Annotated in this window: 14 protein-coding genes, 16 tRNA genes and 2 rRNA genes (1 of these 32 cut by a window edge); 1 reads left to right on the top strand and 31 read right to left on the bottom strand. The window is 44.2% G+C overall.

The genetic code is table 11. The features are described 5' to 3' along the window. Nucleotides 1–33: 33 nt before the first annotated feature. The 4 genes from nfsA to queG all read right to left on the bottom strand — a co-directional run bounded on the left by nfsA (nt 34) and on the right by queG (nt 3516). Nucleotides 34–783, bottom strand: coding sequence for an oxygen-insensitive NADPH nitroreductase (gene nfsA, locus ACYH0O_RS07480; RefSeq protein ID WP_149158268.1), 750 nt, complete (start codon nt 781–783; stop codon nt 34–36). 87 nt (nt 784–870) lie between these two features. Next, nucleotides 871–1344: a tRNA (uridine(34)/cytosine(34)/5-carboxymethylaminomethyluridine(34)-2'-O)-methyltransferase TrmL gene (trmL, locus tag ACYH0O_RS07475; RefSeq protein WP_113971500.1), complete on the bottom strand. Its 474-nt coding sequence runs from the start codon at nt 1342–1344 to the stop codon at nt 871–873. A gap of 66 nt (nt 1345–1410) precedes the next feature. After that, entirely contained in the window at nt 1411–2289 is an 879-nt protein-coding gene (locus ACYH0O_RS07470) for an amidase domain-containing protein (RefSeq protein ID WP_482631816.1), read from the bottom strand. 81 nt (nt 2290–2370) lie between these two features. Further along, nucleotides 2371–3516, bottom strand: coding sequence for a tRNA epoxyqueuosine(34) reductase QueG (gene queG, locus ACYH0O_RS07465; protein ID WP_482631815.1), 1146 nt, complete (start codon nt 3514–3516; stop codon nt 2371–2373). Between the two features lie 111 nt (nt 3517–3627). Here queG and ACYH0O_RS07460 point away from each other — a divergent pair, with 111 nt between their 5' ends. After that, a complete protein-coding gene (locus ACYH0O_RS07460) occupies nt 3628–4299 on the top strand; it encodes a B3/B4 domain-containing protein (protein ID WP_482631814.1) in 672 nt (223 codons plus the stop codon). Between the two features lie 350 nt (nt 4300–4649). On the opposite strand, the gene ACYH0O_RS07455 is transcribed toward ACYH0O_RS07460, so the two are convergent. The 27 genes from ACYH0O_RS07455 to ACYH0O_RS07325 form a co-directional block, all read right to left on the bottom strand. Next, a complete protein-coding gene (locus tag ACYH0O_RS07455; RefSeq protein WP_482631813.1) occupies nt 4650–5618 on the bottom strand; it encodes a sugar phosphate isomerase/epimerase family protein in 969 nt (322 codons plus the stop codon). A gap of 12 nt (nt 5619–5630) precedes the next feature. Further along, nucleotides 5631–6671 (bottom strand): Gfo/Idh/MocA family protein, encoded by a 1041-nt coding sequence (locus ACYH0O_RS07450; protein ID WP_482631812.1) that lies wholly within the window; start codon nt 6669–6671, stop codon nt 5631–5633. A gap of 14 nt (nt 6672–6685) precedes the next feature. Beyond that, entirely contained in the window at nt 6686–7711 is a 1026-nt protein-coding gene (locus ACYH0O_RS07445) for a Gfo/Idh/MocA family protein (RefSeq protein ID WP_482631811.1), read from the bottom strand. A gap of 21 nt (nt 7712–7732) precedes the next feature. Continuing rightward, nucleotides 7733–8458 (bottom strand): ThuA domain-containing protein, encoded by a 726-nt coding sequence (locus ACYH0O_RS07440; protein ID WP_482631810.1) that lies wholly within the window; start codon nt 8456–8458, stop codon nt 7733–7735. A gap of 15 nt (nt 8459–8473) precedes the next feature. Further along, nucleotides 8474–10048 (bottom strand): response regulator transcription factor, encoded by a 1575-nt coding sequence (locus tag ACYH0O_RS07435; RefSeq protein WP_482631809.1) that lies wholly within the window; start codon nt 10046–10048, stop codon nt 8474–8476. Continuing rightward, nucleotides 10029–11840, bottom strand: coding sequence for a sensor histidine kinase (locus ACYH0O_RS07430; RefSeq protein ID WP_482631808.1), 1812 nt, complete (start codon nt 11838–11840; stop codon nt 10029–10031). The genes ACYH0O_RS07435 and ACYH0O_RS07430 overlap by 20 nt, the downstream gene beginning before the upstream one ends. A gap of 142 nt (nt 11841–11982) precedes the next feature. Further along, nucleotides 11983–13260 carry an ABC transporter substrate-binding protein gene (locus tag ACYH0O_RS07425; RefSeq protein WP_482631807.1) on the bottom strand — a complete coding sequence of 426 codons (1278 nt, stop codon included), beginning with the start codon at nt 13258–13260 and terminating at the stop codon, nt 11983–11985. Nucleotides 13261–13342: 82 nt separating this feature from the next. After that, nucleotides 13343–14170 carry a carbohydrate ABC transporter permease gene (locus tag ACYH0O_RS07420; RefSeq protein WP_148968227.1) on the bottom strand — a complete coding sequence of 276 codons (828 nt, stop codon included), beginning with the start codon at nt 14168–14170 and terminating at the stop codon, nt 13343–13345. After that, nucleotides 14170–15111: a carbohydrate ABC transporter permease gene (locus ACYH0O_RS07415; protein WP_482631806.1), complete on the bottom strand. Its 942-nt coding sequence runs from the start codon at nt 15109–15111 to the stop codon at nt 14170–14172. The genes ACYH0O_RS07420 and ACYH0O_RS07415 overlap by 1 nt, the downstream gene beginning before the upstream one ends. Nucleotides 15112–15799: 688 nt before the next feature. Next, a tRNA-Gly gene (locus ACYH0O_RS07410) sits at nt 15800–15873 on the bottom strand. 3 nt (nt 15874–15876) lie between these two features. Next, nucleotides 15877–15960: transfer RNA gene (locus ACYH0O_RS07405), tRNA-Leu, on the bottom strand. Between the two features lie 8 nt (nt 15961–15968). Beyond that, nucleotides 15969–16042 (bottom strand) — tRNA-Cys (locus tag ACYH0O_RS07400). A gap of 7 nt (nt 16043–16049) precedes the next feature. Then, nucleotides 16050–16124: transfer RNA gene (locus ACYH0O_RS07395), tRNA-Gly, on the bottom strand. A 4-nt stretch (nt 16125–16128) separates the two neighbouring features. Next, nucleotides 16129–16200 (bottom strand) — tRNA-Gln (locus tag ACYH0O_RS07390). A gap of 39 nt (nt 16201–16239) precedes the next feature. Continuing rightward, nucleotides 16240–16315, bottom strand: a tRNA-His gene (locus ACYH0O_RS07385). Between the two features lie 11 nt (nt 16316–16326). Next, nucleotides 16327–16400, bottom strand: a tRNA-Trp gene (locus ACYH0O_RS07380). Between the two features lie 114 nt (nt 16401–16514). Next, nucleotides 16515–16598, bottom strand: a tRNA-Tyr gene (locus ACYH0O_RS07375). 19 nt (nt 16599–16617) lie between these two features. Beyond that, a tRNA-Thr gene (locus ACYH0O_RS07370) sits at nt 16618–16693 on the bottom strand. Between the two features lie 18 nt (nt 16694–16711). Continuing rightward, a tRNA-Phe gene (locus ACYH0O_RS07365) sits at nt 16712–16787 on the bottom strand. 17 nt (nt 16788–16804) lie between these two features. Next, nucleotides 16805–16881: transfer RNA gene (locus ACYH0O_RS07360), tRNA-Asp, on the bottom strand. A 79-nt stretch (nt 16882–16960) separates the two neighbouring features. Continuing rightward, nucleotides 16961–17034, bottom strand: a tRNA-Met gene (locus ACYH0O_RS07355). A 75-nt stretch (nt 17035–17109) separates the two neighbouring features. Next, nucleotides 17110–17185 (bottom strand) — tRNA-Val (locus ACYH0O_RS07350). 42 nt (nt 17186–17227) lie between these two features. Next, nucleotides 17228–17302 (bottom strand) — tRNA-Glu (locus ACYH0O_RS07345). Between the two features lie 19 nt (nt 17303–17321). Beyond that, nucleotides 17322–17413: transfer RNA gene (locus ACYH0O_RS07340), tRNA-Ser, on the bottom strand. A gap of 6 nt (nt 17414–17419) precedes the next feature. After that, nucleotides 17420–17494 (bottom strand) — tRNA-Asn (locus tag ACYH0O_RS07335). Between the two features lie 7 nt (nt 17495–17501). Continuing rightward, nucleotides 17502–17618: ribosomal RNA gene (gene rrf, locus ACYH0O_RS07330) — 5S ribosomal RNA — on the bottom strand. 173 nt (nt 17619–17791) lie between these two features. Then, a 23S ribosomal RNA gene (locus tag ACYH0O_RS07325) occupies nt 17792–19369 on the bottom strand (it continues 1358 nt past the right edge of the window).

The following is a 19369-nucleotide window of genomic DNA, read 5'->3' as shown; positions in this document are numbered from 1 at the left end:
TCGGGCTTTTTCTATTTATCCGGACGCAGGGATCTACCTTTTATTGAATCCTTTCTTCTCTATAAATTCCTTCATATACATGCGCTTCTTACCTGAAAGCATGTTGGCCATTTGCTCCGTCCATCGATCCGATCGTTTGCCGGCCGTTCGTGCATGATAATAGGAAGAAATGGTTTCGTCATAACGATCGAGTTCCCTTTTCATTGATCCTTCATCACTTTGATAAGAATCCTCATGGTAAATGGCTTCCATAGGTAATCGTGGCTTTACATCAGAATTTCCTTCAGGGAAACCGACTGCCAGACCGAATAAAGGAATGACCCGATCAGGAAGCTCCAGCAGATCACTCACTGATTCCAGATCATTTCGGATTCCTCCAATATAGCATATGCCCATTCCCATCGATTCCGCGGCAATGGACGCATTTTGGGCCGCTAGTGAAGCATCAATTAAAGCCACCATGAATTTCTCCGTGCTTTCAAGTGTTGGAATGACATCTGCATTTTCCCATTCACCTATTTTCTCGTGGCGGTACAAATCGGCACAGAATACAAAGAAATGACCGTTTTCTTCTACATATGATTGTGGACCGGCAAGTTCCGCCAACTTCTTCTTTTTAGCAGGATCCTTCACCCCAATGATTGTATACGCTTGAATATAACTGGACGTACTCGCAGCCTGGGCACTCGAGACAATTGTCCGGATCTGCTCCTCCGTTAATGGCTCATTCTTGAAATGACGAATGGATCGATGCTTAAGAATCGTTTCAATGGTTTCGTTCATTATGTAATCTCTCCTTCACATTCTTTCCTCTAGTATAAGCCAAATAAAAAAAGGAATGAAAATCATATGATTCTCATTCCTCGTTTTTTATAACAAACCCGGATAATTTCTTTGTCTTAATGCTTCATAAATCAGAATCGCCGCTGTATTGGAAAGGTTCAATGAACGGACGTTTTCGTTCATTGGTATGCGCAGGGCACGATCTAAGTTATTTTGGATGATGTCATCAGGCAGTCCGGATGTTTCCCTGCCAAAAATAAAGAAGTAATCCTTCTCTTCCACACTGTAATCAAAGTCAGTGTGAGGGATCTTTCCGTATTTTGTTAAATAGAAAAATTCTCCGCCGTCATTTTTCTCGAAGAACTCTTCAATTGAATCATAGTATACAATGTTTACAAACTGCCAATAATCAAGGCCTGCCCGCTTTAACATTTTATCATCTGTTGAGAACCCGAGTGGACGAATCAAGTGCAGAGTTGTATCCGTTGCTGCACACGTTCTCGCAATATTCCCTGTATTAGCAGGGATTTCTGGTTGATATAATACAACATGTACTCCCATGTTACTGTCACCTCATTCATAAAACTCTAAGTGACATTATACCATTTCCTCCACATAGAACAAGACTTAGCCGTCATCTACTATTGTAAAAAATCTATATTTGATATTGGGTGTATAAGCAGTCGAGTCCTCATATTTCCAATATCGCATTCTGCTGTTGAACGTATGGGCATTCACGAGAGGCTCTCCAGCAGCATCTTTCCCCGTTACGATCGTTGTATGGTCAAAACGCCCATCCCCTTCGAAGTCATAGCAGATGACATCTCCAAGCTTTAACTCTTTAGCGTCATTCACCTGTCTTCCCCTTAACCCGACCGTCGAGTTTGGGATGTACCATCTCATGGAATTCGCCACCGTCCAGCTATAGCTCCAGTTCTGATTTCTCATCCACCAGCCCTTCCCCTTCGCTGGATATCCCCGCATGGGAGCATCCCCGGCATATAGGCACTGTGAAATATAATTCGTGCAATCATTCTCAAATTTCTTGAACGCTGGGTTATAGCTGTTCCACCACCGCTCAGCATACTGCACCGCACTCAGACGATCATATTGATACACCGCTCTAACCGCTTTCTCGTTAAAGGTGGAATTCTCTTCATGACCGACATTCTCTTCATATTGAATCGGAACCTCGCTGTCTTCATAGATTTTATCCTTATAAAAGGCTGCATGCCGATTCTCAACTTCTTCTTCTAAATAAAGAAGATCGCCTTGCTTAATAAGATATTTATAGTGAACATCATATAAAATGTTTTGTGTTTCATTTCGCTGAGGTGTCATGCTTTGGATTTTCCCCGCTGCATCCACCTTTACAATTTCCGCATTCCGCTGAAGACAAGATTCCTTCTTTCTTTTCACTTTGTCAATGTGATAGTCTGACTGACTACGAGATGTATATTCATCTATCACATGTTGGACCTTTTCCATTAACAGCTTTCTGATCATTGTCTTCCCTCCTCCCTAATTGTTATGCAGGGAAGGGGCCGTTCAAAACAAAAAAGGATAAACTCAGGTGGATTTGTGAGTTTATCCTTTTGGACTATTTGTTATAAGGTTAAGGCCCTTTTGAATTTCGTTTAGTACTTCCTCATCCGTTTCAACCGATTGCTGCCCTAATAGAGCAACTTCTGCTTCTACTCCGCCTATTTTGCCAAGGGCCCAGGCAGAGGTCCCGCGAATGACGGGGCGCACATCTTTTTTCATCACATCAATCAGGTCGTCAATGGCTGTTGTATCCTTATAATGGGCCAGGGCGATGATTGCGTTTCGCTGAATCGGTTTCTTACCTCTCCACGAGCCGGATACATGACCGTACTTTTCTTTAAACTCACGGTTACTGATCGTTAGAAGCGGCTTTAATAGCGGCTTTGCAATTTCTGGATCCGGTTCCATCTCTTCGTGAAAATGAAAGTCCATCCCTTTATTTTCAGGACATACAGTTTGGCAGGTGTCACATCCATAAAGACGGTTCCCAAGCTTTACCCGGTACTCATCCGCAAGAAAGCCCTTTGTCTGCGTCAAAAAGGCAATGCATTTCTGAGCATCCAGCTGCCCACCTTCTATAAGAGCTCCCGTTGGACAGACATCCACGCATTTATTACATGTACCACATTGGTCCTCCATCGGTGAATCAGGGGCAAACGGTAGGTTTGTCACCGTTTCCCCCAGATATACATAGGATCCGAACTCAGGCGTGATAATGGAGCAGTTCTTTCCGCTCCAGCCAATGCCCGCCCGTTCTGCCACCGCACGATCCACAAGTTCACCTGTATCCACCATGGATTTGAAACGTGCCTGTGGGACTCTTGATACGATATATTCTTCCAGCTTTGAAAGTCGATCACGCAGCACATGGTGATAATCTGTCCCCCATGATGCCCGGCAAAAGATCCCCCGTCTCTCTCCCCGTTTGCTTTGTGGAGCATTCTTCATCTTTGAAGGGTAGGCAAGGGCAATGGCAATGATCGATTTGGGACCATCAAAGATTAAAGAAGGATCGACCCGTCTCTCAATGTCTTTCTCTTCAAAACCGGATTGATACCCAAGCATTTCCTGACGTAAAAGACGGTTCTTCATTTCCGAAAACGCACCAGCAGTCGTAAATCCTATTTTATCAATCCCGATTTCCTTACTATAATCGATGATATCCTGTTTCAACTGATCCATATCCATTGCCCTTTCCTCCTTTCTATCTATAAAATATATATACAGCTTATCAGCTTACGTGAAATGGCAACGAGTATTATGATAAACTATTTTAAAACAAATGTGGAGGGAAAATAAGTGGAAATCACGATCGATTCACCAATAACGTCCAAAATCCCTGGTTTTAAAGTGGGATTTATTCAATATCATCATATCGAAGTCGGCACTTCTCCTCAAATGCTGAAAGGCAGACTTCAGCTATTCCAGGAATCCATCTTCTTTGATCTTCACGATAAAAATGTGACGGAAATAGAGGGAATTGCCGCGTGGCGGGACATCTTCAAAAATACAGGAAAGGACCCGAATCGCTATCGTCATTCAGCCGAAGCACTCTTTCGTCGGGTCAAAAAACAGAATTATCTGAGCTCCATTAACTCAAGTATAGATCTTAATAACTTCTTCTCCCTTCAATACGAAGTGCCCATCGGCATTTACGACAGGGCTCAACTTAAGGGAGACACCATTCAATTGAAAATTGGTGAAACCGGACAATCATACATAGGGCTCAACGGCCGGGAAAACTCTCTGGAAAACCTGATCGTCGCCTGTGACGGGGACGGACCTTTCGGAAGTCCATTCGTTGACTCAGACCGTGCACCCGTCGGCGAAGAAACCAAAAATGCCGTTCAAATCATCTTTCTTAAGCCTTCCCTTTCTATAGAAGAAAGCGAGAAACTGACCAAATCGCTAATGGATATGTTTATCGGGATCCATGGTGGAGAAGGATCGTTTGAAGTAGTGGGAGGTTAGTTGTTTCTGCAGGATCCCTGGTTGGGATCTTGTTTTTTATAGAGAATTCTGTACGAGAACCCATAGCTAATCTAAAAAAATCTCATACAATCTTATTGAAATCTAAAGCATAAGATTGGCTTAATCTTTAGATGAATGGGAATATTCACCCCGCTTTCCACTGTGGCTGGAGTCAATCCCGCCGAAATTCACGATAATCCGGCCATTTCTTGTGAAAATCCAGCTGTTTTTGCAATTAATTCTGGCGATTGACATTAACTGTAAATTTTACACTACTTATTTGAGACTAACACAATCACGCTACTACTCCAAAAAAAAGAGAGCCCCATAGGACCCTCCCCTCTAAAATTCTACACCCACCACATATCCGATGGCTGCTCTTCAATCAAGATCGACTTCAAATTCTTAACGGCACGTCCGAAGCCTTCTTCAATCGACATGATCGGATCCTCGTGCTCGATGCTGACCACATAATCATATCCGAATGTGCGCAGTGCACTCATCATATCTGACCACTCCTGCAAGGAATGTCCACACCCTACCGAACGGAAGGACCACGCTCTTGTTTGGATGTTTCCGTATGGCTGCATATCCGTCAGGCCGTACATGTTGACGTTGTCTTGGTCGATATACGTATCTTTCGCATGGAAATGGTGAATCGCATTTTCTTTACCAAGGATTTTAATCGCGGCAACCGGATCGATTCCTTGCCACCACAGATGACTGGGATCAAGGTTTGCACCGATAGCGTCACATGTTTCTTCACGAAGCTTCAATAATGTATATGGAGTATGAACAAGGAACCCCCCGTGCAGCTCTAAACCGATTTTCACGTTATGATCCTCTGCAAGCTTCCCTATCTCTTTCCAATATGGAATCAACTTTTCTTCCCATTGCCATTTGAGAATATCCCCATATTCATTCGGCCAGGGGGAAACAGGCCAGTTCGGATGCTTTGCTCCTTCATGGTCTCCTGCTGTTCCGGAAAAACAGTTAACAACCGGTACATTCATCAAGCTTGCGAGCTTGATTGTTTTCTGAAGTGCCACATGGGATTCTTCCGCAAATACTGCATCTGGCGAGATCGGATTTCCGTGACAGCTGAAGGCACTGATTTGAAGTCCTCTTGATGTTACTTTCTCTAAGTATTCGTTTCTCTTTTCTTCGCTTTCTAGAAGAACGTCCAGGTCACAGTGAGCATTTCCAGGATATCCTCCCGTGCCGATTTCGACTGCGTGAAGCCCGGCTTCTTTTACATAATCAAGCATTTCATCAAGATTTTTTTGTGAAAATAATACAGTAAATACGCCTAGTTTCATTTGTACTTCCTCCTATTTCAATCGGATGCTTTGTCCGGTTTCACTGCTTTTGTAGATGGCATCAATTATTTGGGACACTTGCATAGCTTCCTGGGGCTTCACAACCAACTCTTCTAAACCGAGACAGCTATTGATAAAGTTCTGGGCTTGTGGAAGACTCGGATCATCTTCACCGGGAACCCAATCCGCTTCACTATTCAGAAGCATGCCATGTTTCATTTGGTTCATTTGGAACGGGAATAGATCGATTCCACCCGTTTCACCTGAAATGCTCATACTTTCTTCATCGCTCTTGACATTTGCAGACCAAGACGTTTCAAAGAGCATGGATGCACCGTTATCGAACTTGATATAAGCCGTAACATGGTCATCAACTTCAAATTTCTCTTTATCAAAGTCTCCCCACTGATTCACTTGATCTGGCATTCTGCTAAGCTTGTTATAGGTCGTCCCTGTTACCTCAACAGGTGCCGGGTTCCCAAGGAGCCATAGGGATAGATCCAGAAAGTGACATCCGTAGTCGATCAGGCTGCCACCGCCTTGCAGCTCCTTGTTGGTAAACACTCCCCAGCCAGGGACTTTGCGGCGACGGATCGCTCTTGCCCTTGCGACCATTGGTTCGCCAATTTCATCTTCCATAATCACTCGCTTCGCAGCACGTGAGTCCTTCATAAAACGATAATGATAAGCGATAGCCAGAACCTTTCCTGACTGTTCCGCTGCTTCGATCATCATTTCACATTCTTCAGGAGTCATGGCCATTGGTTTCTCACAAAACACATGGAGACCTGCTTTGAGCGCTGCAATCGTAATTTCCGCATGAAATTTATTTGGAGTACAGATCGTCACTGCATCCACATGCCCGAACATGTCCCGATAATCACTGAACACGTTCGGAATGTTAAAGGTTTCTGCCACGGATTTAGCAGTGACAGGATTGATATCACTGATCGCTTCAATGGTTACAGAATCTGATAGTTTTATAAAAGTAGGAATGTGACGCGTTTGGGCAATGCCCCCAACGCCGATCACTCCCATCCGAAGTTTTTTCATCGATGCATTCACCTCTATAGCTTTACGATTCGTTTTGTTTCACTTGATTCCAGAGCAGACAAAACAACCTCAAGAGATTTCTTTCCTTCTTCACCCGTAACAGGAGGCTCTGCATTATGAAGGATACTGTGAACAAATTGATCGATCACACGGGAATTCGTCTGGCCGCCCTCGGCATTTGTTTGAATGCCGCCAAGCTCATACTTAACTACTTCTCCGCTTGAGTATTGAACGACAAGAGAGTTGACCGGATCATCCTCTAAGCGGAGTATCGCTTTCTCTCCATAAATGATCGTAGAGTTGTCTTCTTTAGAAACATAAGACCAGCTTGCTGCAAGGGTACCGATTGTACCGCTTTCAGTCTTCAATACGCAGACAGCCGTATCATCCACATCTGCATTTTCCTTTGCACTTGTTTCAACAAAGGCACCGACTTCGGAAAATTCTTCCCCTAAGATGTGACGAAGAAGATCGGTTTTATGAACACCAAGGTCCCCCATGGCACCGATGAACGCTTCGTCCTTTTTGAAGAACCAGCTGTCTTTCCCGTCAGCACTCCAGCCTTCAGGACCACCGTGACCAAATGCAGAACGGAAGCTGTAGATTTTACCTACTTCACCACTTTCAATCAGCTGCTTGGCCTTTTGATGAGAAGGGACAAAGCGCTGGTTATGAGCGATCATCAATTTTTTACCGTTTTTAGCAGCGGCATCTATCATGCTTTGAGCTTCTTCACTTGAAGTGGCCATCGGCTTTTCACATAATACATGCTTTCCAGCGTTTAGGGCATCAATGGAAATCGGTGCATGCAGGTAGTTCGGGGTACACACACTCACAGCTTCCACTTCAGCGTTAGCCAGTAGTTCTTTATAATTGGTATACGCTTTCGCTCCGACTGCATCGGCCATCTTCCATGCCCGTTCTTCCACGATGTCACACACCGCTACCACTTCTACGTTTTCATTGTTTGCATATTCGGGCAGATGACGATGCTGTGCGATGCTACCACACCCGATAACCCCGATTTTTAATTTATTCATGATTTTTCCTCCTCTTGTTCTTTAGTTAGATCCTTTGATTTCTTCTAACGGCTGTGCGTTTCCGTATACCGGTCTCGCATGATCTACAGGGGATGCCCATTTCACTGCATTGACGATGACCTTCTGAACGTCTTCATAGTAATAGGTTGGATACGTTTCATGTCCTGGACGGAAGTAGAATACTTTTCCGTTACCACGCTGATACGTACACCCGCTTCTAAACACTTCCCCACCTTCGAACCAGCTCACCATCACAAGCTGATCAGGAGTCGGAATGTCAAAATGCTCTCCATACATTTCTTCCTTCTCAAGCTCGATGTATTCACTTAAGCCCGCTGTAATCGGATGACTTGGATCGACTATCCAGATGCGTTCTTTCTCATCAGCTTCCCGCCATTTCAGGTCACAGGAAGTACCCATCAATGTTTTGAAGATTTTAGAGAAATGACCTGAATGAAGGACGATTAATCCCATTCCATCAAGGACACGCTGTTTCACTCTTTCAACTACTTCGTCTTTCACTTCATCATGGGCGATATGTCCCCACCAAACCAATACGTCTGTACCATCTAATACTTCCTTTGTTAGTCCGTGGTCACCCTCGTCTAATGTAGCCGTTTTCACGTTGAATGATGCTTCTCCCAGGAAGGAGGCAATGGCACCATGAATTCCTTCAGGGTACACCTCTCTCACTTTCGGATTCTTCTGCTCATGACGATTTTCATTCCATACTGTAACGTTCAACATTGTAAAACCTCCAAGTTAAGTGTTTGATTGTAAATGCCGGTATTCATTTGGTGTCATACCGACGTGCTTTTTAAATACTTTACTGAAATATTTCTCATTCCCAAACCCTACACCATAGGCAACTTCATAGATTTTCAAATAAGGATTTCCAAGCAGTTTCTTTGCTTTTTCCATCCGGATATTCGTAACGTAATCCGTGATGGTAGATCCATGATCCTGTTTGAACTTACGTGAAATATATTCCCTGCTTAAGTAAAAACGATCGGCAATGTCCTGTAGATTGATGTCTTCTTGATAGTGCTGTTGAAGATATTCTTCAATCTGCTGCATATTGTTCTTTTCCCGTTGATACTTTGCTTTTGAAAGGGTTTGAATTAATTCACTGAACTCTTTCGCCTTTTCCTCTTTAAATTTCCGGAATGAAAACGAGCCGTCTTCATTCCAATAACCCTGGCCCCTATAGAATGGTGCTTGATAGTGAATCTCATACTCTTTCAACCAATTATTCCGTAATAACTCGAATTGATTTTCCCACATCTGGAGCTGCTCAAGTGACAGTGCATGCTCCGTTTCCATCTGTGAAAATATCCTCTCTAACTGGGACTGAACCTGATCGCCGCTTCCTGAACGGATTGCCCATTTTAATTCATTGGAGTGATCCAATAGGTGCAGCAGGGGGCTCGGTTTCATATCTTTATGGGTGACGATTTTCTTTTGATCAAGCAGGGAATGCTTAAGATACACATGTAAAGCAGATTCATACGCTTCGTTTATTTTCTTAGACTGCTGCCCAAGGGCAATGATCGTAAAGAGTTTGCTATATTGATAGATCAGTGAGTAGATTTCCTCTAACAGATACGTCACATTCTTATCATTCCAGAAGAGAATCACAAGCTCTTCTTCTTTGTTCCCATTCCGGAAGCAAACTCCATCATTTTGCTTTCGCAGCAATTCATTGCAAATATTGCTAAGGGTGAAAAAGGCCAGGTCCCGGTCTCCTTGAAAGAGTTTCTCCACGATCGGTTTGATGGGGATGAGGGCAACGGTCTTTTCACGCTTTGTAATGGCAATCCCAAACTCCTGTTCAACCTTTTCTACCATCTCTGTGGTAATGCTCTCCTTCGCACAGAGACTTGAGAATAACCGATCCCAATAGAGAGGCTTTACCTCATTCATCACTCGATTTTCCTCGACTTGGGATTTTCTTGATTGAGCCTGTTCATTCCACTCTTTTACCGCTTTATCCAGTGTTTCATTTAACACATCCGGTTCAATCGGCTTCAGAATATAATCAAAGCTTTTGTAAAAGATCGCGTTTCTCATATACTCGAAATCATCATACCCGCTTACAACAATGGTTTTGCTTTTTAGGTCAGACGCATGAAGCCATTTTAATAGGGTGATGCCATCCCGCTTCGGCATCCTCATATCAGTGAAAATGATTTCCGGACGGTGCTCTGTGATCAATTCGATGGCTTGATCTCCATCTTCCGCCTCCAGAATAGTGTGAATTCCATGCTTGTCCCATTCTGCTAATAAAAGTAACCCCTCACGCACATGCTTTTCGTCGTCAATGATGATTGCTTTCATTTGCTTCACCTTCCATTCTTATCGGCAGCCTCATGGTGACCATAAAGCCTCCCTCATCATGATTTTCAAGCTGTAAAGTGGCCTGGTGGTCATAGTAGAGTTTTAAGCGAGCATAAACATTCTTCAGTCCGATATTGGTCTCATCCCCCGTTTTATTCCAAGCATCTGCTTTAAAGTGGTCCCCGATTTCCCTAAGTCTGCTTTCCGTTACGCCAACACCATTATCACGGACAATCATCACCAATTCTTCCTCATCCTGAAAGCAGGATAACCATATACGCCCTACCCCGTCCCGAATATCGAATCCATGTTTGAAGTAGTTTTCAATGAGGGGCTGAAGGATCATCTTCGGTACTGGGGTCCCCATTACCTTATCTTCTACATCTACACTGTAATCCAGATTCTCACCGAAACGTTCTTTTTGTAAAAGAAGATAGGCGTTCGTGTAATTGATTTCCTTGCTTAATGGAACCACATCCTCCTCCATATTCATCCCGTACCTCATTATTTTGGAAAGGTGGGTGATCAGGGAGTAGATTTGCGGAACCTTGTTCTTCAAAGCAATCGTTCCAATGGATTGCAAGGCATTATAGAGAAAATGCGGATTGATTTGAGATTGGAGAACCTTTAATTGATTCGTCTTGTTCTCAAGCTCAAGCTTGTATTCACGGTTGATCAAATGATTGATCCGCTCGATCATCTGCTGAAACCTGAAGCCGAGGATCCCAATTTCATCGGAACCGAACGATTCAGACTGTACCTTCATATTCCCTTTTTCAACCTGCTGGATATTTTGAAGCAGAATCCTTATCGGTGATGTAATTTTAAAAGATACAAAGAGAGTTGCCAGGACCACGAGGGATAATCCAAGTACTCCGAATAAAATATTAATCTTTGCCACACTAAATGCGCTTTCATAAAGATTTACGTAAGGGACCCTTTTCACTAACAACCAACCTCCAGCCGAAGCAGGTAGCTGGTCGTACATCATCACCCCGTTGAAAGAGTCCTCTTTCCACTCGAGTGTCCCTGATACATCTTTTGATTCCGTTATCCTCTTAATCCACTTCTGGTTGTTGCCATCGTCCGACACATCCCGGTCCGAGCTATAAATCATTTCCCCTTCGGAAGAAAGAAGGTAGAATTCTTCTGACTTACCGTTATACAGGTTTCTACTCAAATCAATGATCTTGTCAGGCGAAACCTCCAATGAAATATACGCAAGTACCTCATCGCCGGGAACGTTTCGGAATGCCCGGTGAATCGTGACAATATCCTTCGACCGGTTGATATTCTTTTCTTCCTGACTATGGGTTGGTTCAATATACATGTTATAAGGGCTGCGCTCTGCATTTCTGAAGGACTCCCATTGTGAATCCCTTACCTTATTGGAAAAAACAACTGTAGAGCGCTTTGTTGCAGAGATGACGCGGTCACCATCTGCGAAGGAAATACGTACCCCGTTAATTGTATCACCCGTGTAGAGAATCGTTTGCACAACATTCTTTACAATGCCGATCGTCAAGTAATTATTCTCTTGACTGGGTGATCTCATGAAGTTGATAAAATCAGGATTATTATAGAGTGATAGAGTTAACCCGTTGAGCTCATTAATATAGCTCTCCAGATTCACCTTTCCCTGATAAAGAAGATTGCTGCTCTCCTCCACCACCTGCTCCTCTATGGAATCCTTCGTATACAAATATGTAATAATAATCGAACTTCCAAACGGCACAATCGTCGTAATCATCAACAACACAATCAACTTATTCCGAATGCTGGTCTTTAACATGAGGGACGGACCTCCCAGGTCTCACTTATACACTAGTATAAAGTGTTTTTCCCCGCTCTTGGAAGTGTTTTTTCGAAATATTCCTATTAAACTTATAAAATAGAAAGCATGCCCTAAGTAGACATGCTTTCTATTAATCGATTTACTTCAAGTTATCCCATGTTTGCTGGAATCGCTCAAGTACAGTATCATAATCAATTTTACCTGCGGCATATTCCTGGATCGTTGCGGCGAATTCCTTATTCGCTCCATCCGGCCATTTGAACCAAGTCCAAGGAATCGTCTTCTCTTCTTTAGAGTAGTCAAGGATAGACTGACCTAAGTCCCCAAGACCATTTGGCTCGATGTTATCGAATGCCGGGATGAATGCAAATTCTTCCGTGATATAACGCTTACCAGTTTCAGATGAAACCATCCACTCCAAGAATGTTTTCGCTTCTTCAAGATGCTGGGAGTTCTTGTTTAATACCCAGTTATTCGGTACACCTACAGGAAGGCGATCAGCACTATCATCATTGCTGATAGAAATCGGAAGGAAGCCCATGTTGATTTCAGGATTGATCTCTGTGATCATGTTCTCAGTCCAGTTCCCTTGTTGCAGCATCGCCGTTTCACCAGAGGCAAATAGCGTTACTTGTGTATTGTAATCCGTCGTTAACGGATTATCATTTGCATACTTAAGCTCAGCATCTAAAACTTCTTTAAATTGCTTGAACTTTTCGTTTCCTACAATTTTCTCAGAACCATCATAAAGTCCGGCGATGAACGCATCCGGATCTTCCTGTTGAGCAAACGGAATGTTAAGTAAATGTTGACCAATTACCCACCACTCGCCGTAACCCGCTGAGAAAGGTGTGATTTTCTTCGCTTCCAGCTTCTTCGCAGCGTCTTTTAACTCATCAATCGTTGCAGGCGGCTCCGTTATCCCCGCTTCTTCAAATAAATCTTTATTATATACAAAGCCGTAGCCTTCAAGGTTAACCGGCATACCATAAAGCTTGCCGTCTTCATCTGTCATCGGAACTTTCCCGATCGGAAGAACATGTTCAACCCATGGCTCACCAGAAAGATCCGCTAACTTCTCTTTCCAAAGCTCTAATTCTTTAAAACCACCGTTGTTGAAAATGTCCGGTTCTTCACCAGAAGCAAATTTCGCTTTCAAAGCTGCACCGTAATCGGCACCTCCACCAACTGTTTCAAGCTTAATCTTAATGTTTGGATGCTCAGCTTCGAACTCATTAATCATTTCTTGAAGCTGATCGGCAATTTCAACCTTGAACTGGAAGAAATTAAGGGTTACTACATCATCACCTGATCCAGACTCTCCACCTGATTTGCTTGTAGTGTCTTTAGAAGAACATCCGGCAATAATTCCAAATACTAAAACCAAAGACATACAAAGTAAAAGTATACGTTTCATAAATGGATTGACCTCCCTGATATAAATTATTTTATATAAATTTCTGTATCAATGATAGACCATCTCTACAGAAACTTTATATCTACTTAATTGACCCTGAAGCAATTCCCTTGATGATATGCTTCTGTAAAAATAAGAAGAAAATGATGATCGGTGTAATGCCTAGCACCAATGCTGCAAGACCCATATCCCATTGCTTCGTATACTGAGCGAAGAACGAGCTTGCTGCGAGTGGAATCGTACGCAGTTCCGCATCCTGTAATACAAGAAGGGGAAGCAGATAGTCATTCCAAATCCATAAGGTGTTCAGAATGATCACGGTCACTGTTATTGGCTTAAGTAATGGGAATACAATTCTCCAGAACACACCAAACTGACTGCAGCCATCAATCATCGCGGATTCTTCAATCTCAATCGGAACGGTTTTTACAAATCCATGATATAAGAACAGAGAAAGTGGGACCCCAAATCCGAAGTACATGATGATCAAACCTGGAATACTATTCGTAAGCCCAAGAGTTCCTCCAACTTTCATAAGAGGAATCATCACCGTCTGGAACGGAATGACCATGGCTGACACAAAGATGACAAATAAGATTTTGCTGAACTTCCCTGGCGTTCGTACCATTTTCCACGCAGCCATGGAGCTGATAATCACTAATCCAATGTTGCTGAAAACAGTGATGACCAAGGAGTTCCAGAATGCACGGGGGAAGTTGATGATCTCCCACACTTTCGCATAGTTAGAGAAAACAAATTCCTTTGGCCACGCCGCCGCATCGATCAAAATCGCTGCAAATGGCTTCACTGAGTTGATGAGTACGAAGTAGAAAGGAATAAGAAAAATGAGCCCTATGACAATACCGATAATCTCTAATACAAACGTTCTTTTCGTATAGCGATTGCCCATTACGCCTGAACCTCCTTCTTCTTCGTCACCATCACCTGAATAGTCGTAAACACTGCCACTACCACAAAGAACAGTATCGATTTCGCTGTTCCCAGGCCGTAACGGTTGTTTTGGAACGCCTCTTGGTAAATATTGATCGCAACAGATTGTGTAGAATTGAAAGGTCCCCCACCTGTTAACGAGATGTTCAAATCGAATATCTTAAAGGCCATTGAAATCGTCAAGAAGAAACAAATCGTGAATGCCGGTAGAATCAACGGAATGATAATCTTCGTCAACAACGTCCAGTTTGATGCTCCATCTATCCTCGCTGCTTCCAAAAGTGAATTATCCACCCCTTGCAATGCCGCAACATAGATGACCATCATATAACCACTGATCTGCCACGCAAACACGATGACAATTCCCCAGAATGCCGTCGTCTCATCACCAAGCCAAGGCATTTTAAAGAATCCTATATCCGTCATATTCCCGAGTGATGCAAACCCTTTAACAAAAATGAACTGCCAGATGAACCCGAGTAGCAATCCACCGATCACGTTCGGAATAAAAAACACTGTCCGTAAAATATTACGGGTTTTCAATGCCGCATTTAACAGTAACGCAAATCCAAAACCTATTAAGTTACTAATAAACACAGCCGCAAACATAAACTTCGTCGTAAACATAAAGGAATTAAAGAACGTCTTATCATCCGTAAAGATCTTAATATAATTCTCAAACCCAACCCACTCAACAACCGAGCTGACACCATTCCATGAAGTAAACGAATAATACACACCCATCAAGAACGGAAGAATCTGAATCACTAAGAAAAATAAAAGTGCCGGTCCAACAAAGGCAGCATACGTCAGCAAGCTCTTATACTTAAACTTCTTCTTCGACACTGCTTTCATTTGCACGTCTGGGCTTACTGGTCCAGTCTGAATCTTTGGTTCCACCCGTATCACCACCCCTAATTATGTAATCGCTTTCTTACATTATAATGGCAGCGCTTTCTTAAAAAGGGGAACTCAATTGACAAAGAAGGTGCAAAATTTTGACTAGATGGTTTTGGATTGGTTGTGGTGTGGGTAAATGAAGTGGATGGGGTTCGTGTGTCGTGATCGATTGTGGTGTGGTGATCTTGGTGCGGGAACCCTTGGGACGATTCGATAAGTGGGTGGGATTAGAGTGGTGAGAACTGGTTGGAATGAATGATGGAATGATGGGATTTGAAAATAAAATCGTGTATTTGAAAATAAATGTGGTGAATTTAAAATAAAATCGGAATGGTGATAATAAATGTAGTAAAGTCGATAATATATCTACCAAACTCGATAATAAATTATCAAAAGCCTATAATCTAGCACTTCCATCATTAGAAATTTGCTTCTTTTGTCAAATTAACCATTTTCACTTTAAAATAGTCATGTTTTGACTCAATTCCTGTACAAAATGCTACTACTTATATCTATAATATTTATAAACTTTCAAACCACACCTTACTAATCTAAAATAAAGCTGTTACTCACTGCTCCACACCAAAACCTATTCTTTTTTAATATTCTTCCCCATATACCTCCAAATTTTCAGTTTCAAACAATAAAAAAAGACTTCCTCTAATGAGAAAGTCTATCGTATGTAAGTTGGAGCGGGTGAAGGGAATCGAACCCTCATCATCAGCTTGGAAGGCTGAGGTTTTACCACTAAACTACACCCGCGAATGGTACCGGTGGCCGGGATCGAACCGGCACTCCAGAGGAACACGATTTTGAGTCGTGCGCGTCTGCCAATTCCGCCACACCGGCATTACATTTGGAGGCGGCAACCGGATTTGAACCGGTGATCAGGGTTTTGCAGACCCATGCCTTACCACTTGGCTATGCCGCCTTAATATTGGAGCGGAAGACGGGATTCGAACCCGCGACCCCCACCTTGGCAAGGTGGTGTTCTACCACTGAACTACTTCCGCACTACTGGGCTAGCTGGATTCGAACCAACGCATGTCGCAGTCAAAGTGCGATGCCTTACCGCTTGGCTATAGCCCACTGATAGTATATGTCACGGAAATGAAAATGTGACTTTTATGGGGCGACTGATGGGAATCGAACCCACGAATGCCTGAACCACAATCAGGTGCGTTAACCACTTCGCCACAATCGCCATGATTTAATTGGCAGGGGTAGTAGGAATCGAACCCACACCAAAGGTTTTGGAGACCTTCGTTCTACCTTTAAACTATACCCCTATGAAATATAATTGATTTCCAGTGATTCCTCATGCTATTCGCTTTGATGCATAATGCTTCGCTGCAAAGTTTAAGGAAGATTATTTTATTTCGATGAGGTTCCGCAAAAAATCTTGGTGGAGGGGGGCAGATTCGAACTGCCGAACCCGAAGGAGCGGATTTACAGTCCGCCGCGTTTAGCCACTTCGCTACCCCTCCACATATTAAATCACTCGGGTGGTGCCGGCAAGAGGACTTGAACCCCCAACCTACTGATTACAAGTCAGTTGCTCTACCAGTTGAGCTACACCGGCATCAAGAATAGTGATAAATGGTGGCTCAGGACGGAATCGAACCGCCGACACATGGATTTTCAGTCCATTGCTCTACCAACTGAGCTACTGAGCCACTATGTAAAATAAAAATGGCGGTCCGGACGGGACTCGAACCCGCGACCTCCTGCGTGACAGGCAGGCATTCTAACCAACTGAACTACCGGACCAAAGTTTTTTGACGACAGTCAAAATAACTATCCATGCGTGACTCACCAAGGATAATGCTATCCTAAGTCAAAAATGGTATTGCGGGGACAGGATTTGAACCTGCGACCTTCGGGTTATGAGCCCGACGAGCTACCGAACTGCTCCACCCCGCGACGATATAACTTGTTAAGTTAAACTTATAATTTAAGGAAGATTATTTCACTCCGCTTAAGCTTCGTAAAAAAACATGGTGGAGGATGACGGGATCGAACCGCCGACCCTCTGCTTGTAAGGCAGATGCTCTCCCAGCTGAGCTAATCCTCCAATATATTAATTGTATTGTTTTCACTTTCGAATAAAAAGTGTTGGTGACCCATACGGGATTCGAACCCGTGTTACCGCCGTGAAAGGGCGGTGTCTTAACCGCTTGACCAATGGGCCTTAATAAGAAGAAAAGTTATGGCGGAGAGCAAGGGATTTGAACCCTTGAGACAGCATTAACCGCCTACACGATTTCCAATCGTGCTCCTTCGGCCACTCGGACAGCTCTCCATATGATGGCTCCGCAGGCAAGATTCGAACTTGCGACCGATCGGTTAACAGCCGATAGCTCTACCACTGAGCTACTGCGGAACGATATGCCTGGCGACGTCCTACTCTCACAGGGGGAGATCCCCCAACTACCATCGGCGCTGAAGAGCTTAACTTCCGTGTTCGGCATGGGAACGGGTGTGACCTCTTCGCCATTGTCACCAGACTGTTTTCTTGTCTCTTTTTTAAGGACAAGTACTATTATATCGCGTAGATATATTTTTTCAAGGCTTTTTTTATAATTTCGTATAAAATTTATTCCCTGAAAACTAGATAAAGAATTGATGTCAAGAAAGCCGAATACCGACCCATTGTTGTTCATTTCATAAATGACTCTTTGTGGTTAAGTCCTCGATCGATTAGTATCAGTCAACTCCACATGTCGCCATGCTTCCATCTCTGACCTATCTACCTAGTCATCTTCTAGGGATCTTACTCACATACGTGATGGGAAATCTCATCTCGAGGGGGGCTTCATGCTTAGATGCTTTCAGCACTTATCCCTTCCGCACATAGCTACCCAGCGATGCCTTTGGCAAGACAACTGGTACACCAGCGGTGCGTCCATCCCGGTCCTCTCGTACTAAGGACAGCTCCTCTCAAATTTCCTGCGCCCACGACGGATAGGGACCGAACTGTCTCACGACGTTCTGAACCCAGCTCGCGTACCGCTTTAATGGGCGAACAGCCCAACCCTTGGGACCGACTACAGCCCCAGGATGCGATGAGCCGACATCGAGGTGCCAAACCTCCCCGTCGATGTGGACTCTTGGGGGAGATAAGCCTGTTATCCCCGGGGTAGCTTTTATCCGTTGAGCGATGGCCCTTCCATGCGGAACCACCGGATCACTAAGCCCGACTTTCGTCCCTGCTCGACTTGTAGGTCTCGCAGTCAAGCTCCCTTGTGCCTTTACACTCTGCGAATGATTTCCAACCATTCTGAGGGAACCTTTGGGCGCCTCCGTTACTCTTTAGGAGGCGACCGCCCCAGTCAAACTGCCCACCTGACACTGTCTCCCACCCCGATAAGGGGCGCGGGTTAGAATTTCAATACAGCCAGGGTAGTATCCCACCGATGCCTCCACCGAAGCTGGCGCTCCGGCTTCCAAGGCTCCTACCTATCCTGTACAAGCTGTACCAAAATTCAATATCAGGCTACAGTAAAGCTCCACGGGGTCTTTCCGTCCTGTCGCGGGTAACCTGCATCTTCACAGGTACTATAATTTCACCGAGTCTCTCGTTGAGACAGTGCCCAGATCGTTACGCCTTTCGTGCGGGTCGGAACTTACCCGACAAGGAATTTCGCTACCTTAGGACCGTTATAGTTACGGCCGCCGTTTACTGGGGCTTCGATTCGCACCTTCGCTTGCGCTAAGCACTCCTCTTAACCTTCCAGCACCGGGCAGGCGTCAGCCCCTATACTTCGCCTTACGGCTTCGCAGAGACCTGTGTTTTTGCTAAACAGTCGCCTGGGCCTATTCACTGCGGCTCTCTCGGGCTTGCACCCTACCAGAGCACCCCTTCTCCCGAAGTTACGGGGTCATTTTGCCGAGTTCCTTAACGAGAGTTCTCTCGCTCACCTTAGGATTCTCTCCTCGCCTACCTGTGTCGGTTTGCGGTACGGGCACCTTTTTCCTCGCTAGAGGCTTTTCTTGGCAGTGTGGAATCAGGAACTTCGCTACTATAATTCGCTCGCTATCACAGCTCAGCCTTCACGATGATGGGATTTGCCTCATCATCAGCCTAACTGCTTAGACGCACATATCCAGCAGTGCGCTTACCCTATCCTCCTGCGTCCCCCCATTGCTCAAACGGAAAAGAGGTGGTACAGGAATATCAACCTGTTGTCCATCGTCTACGCCTATCGGCCTCGACTTAGGTCCCGACTAACCCTGAGCGGACGAGCCTTCCTCAGGA

The sequence above is a fragment of the Rossellomorea sp. H136 genome (assembly GCF_056838065.1).
The sequence above is the reverse complement of the archived record's forward strand: the minus strand, read 5'-3'. Positions and strand labels throughout refer to the sequence as shown.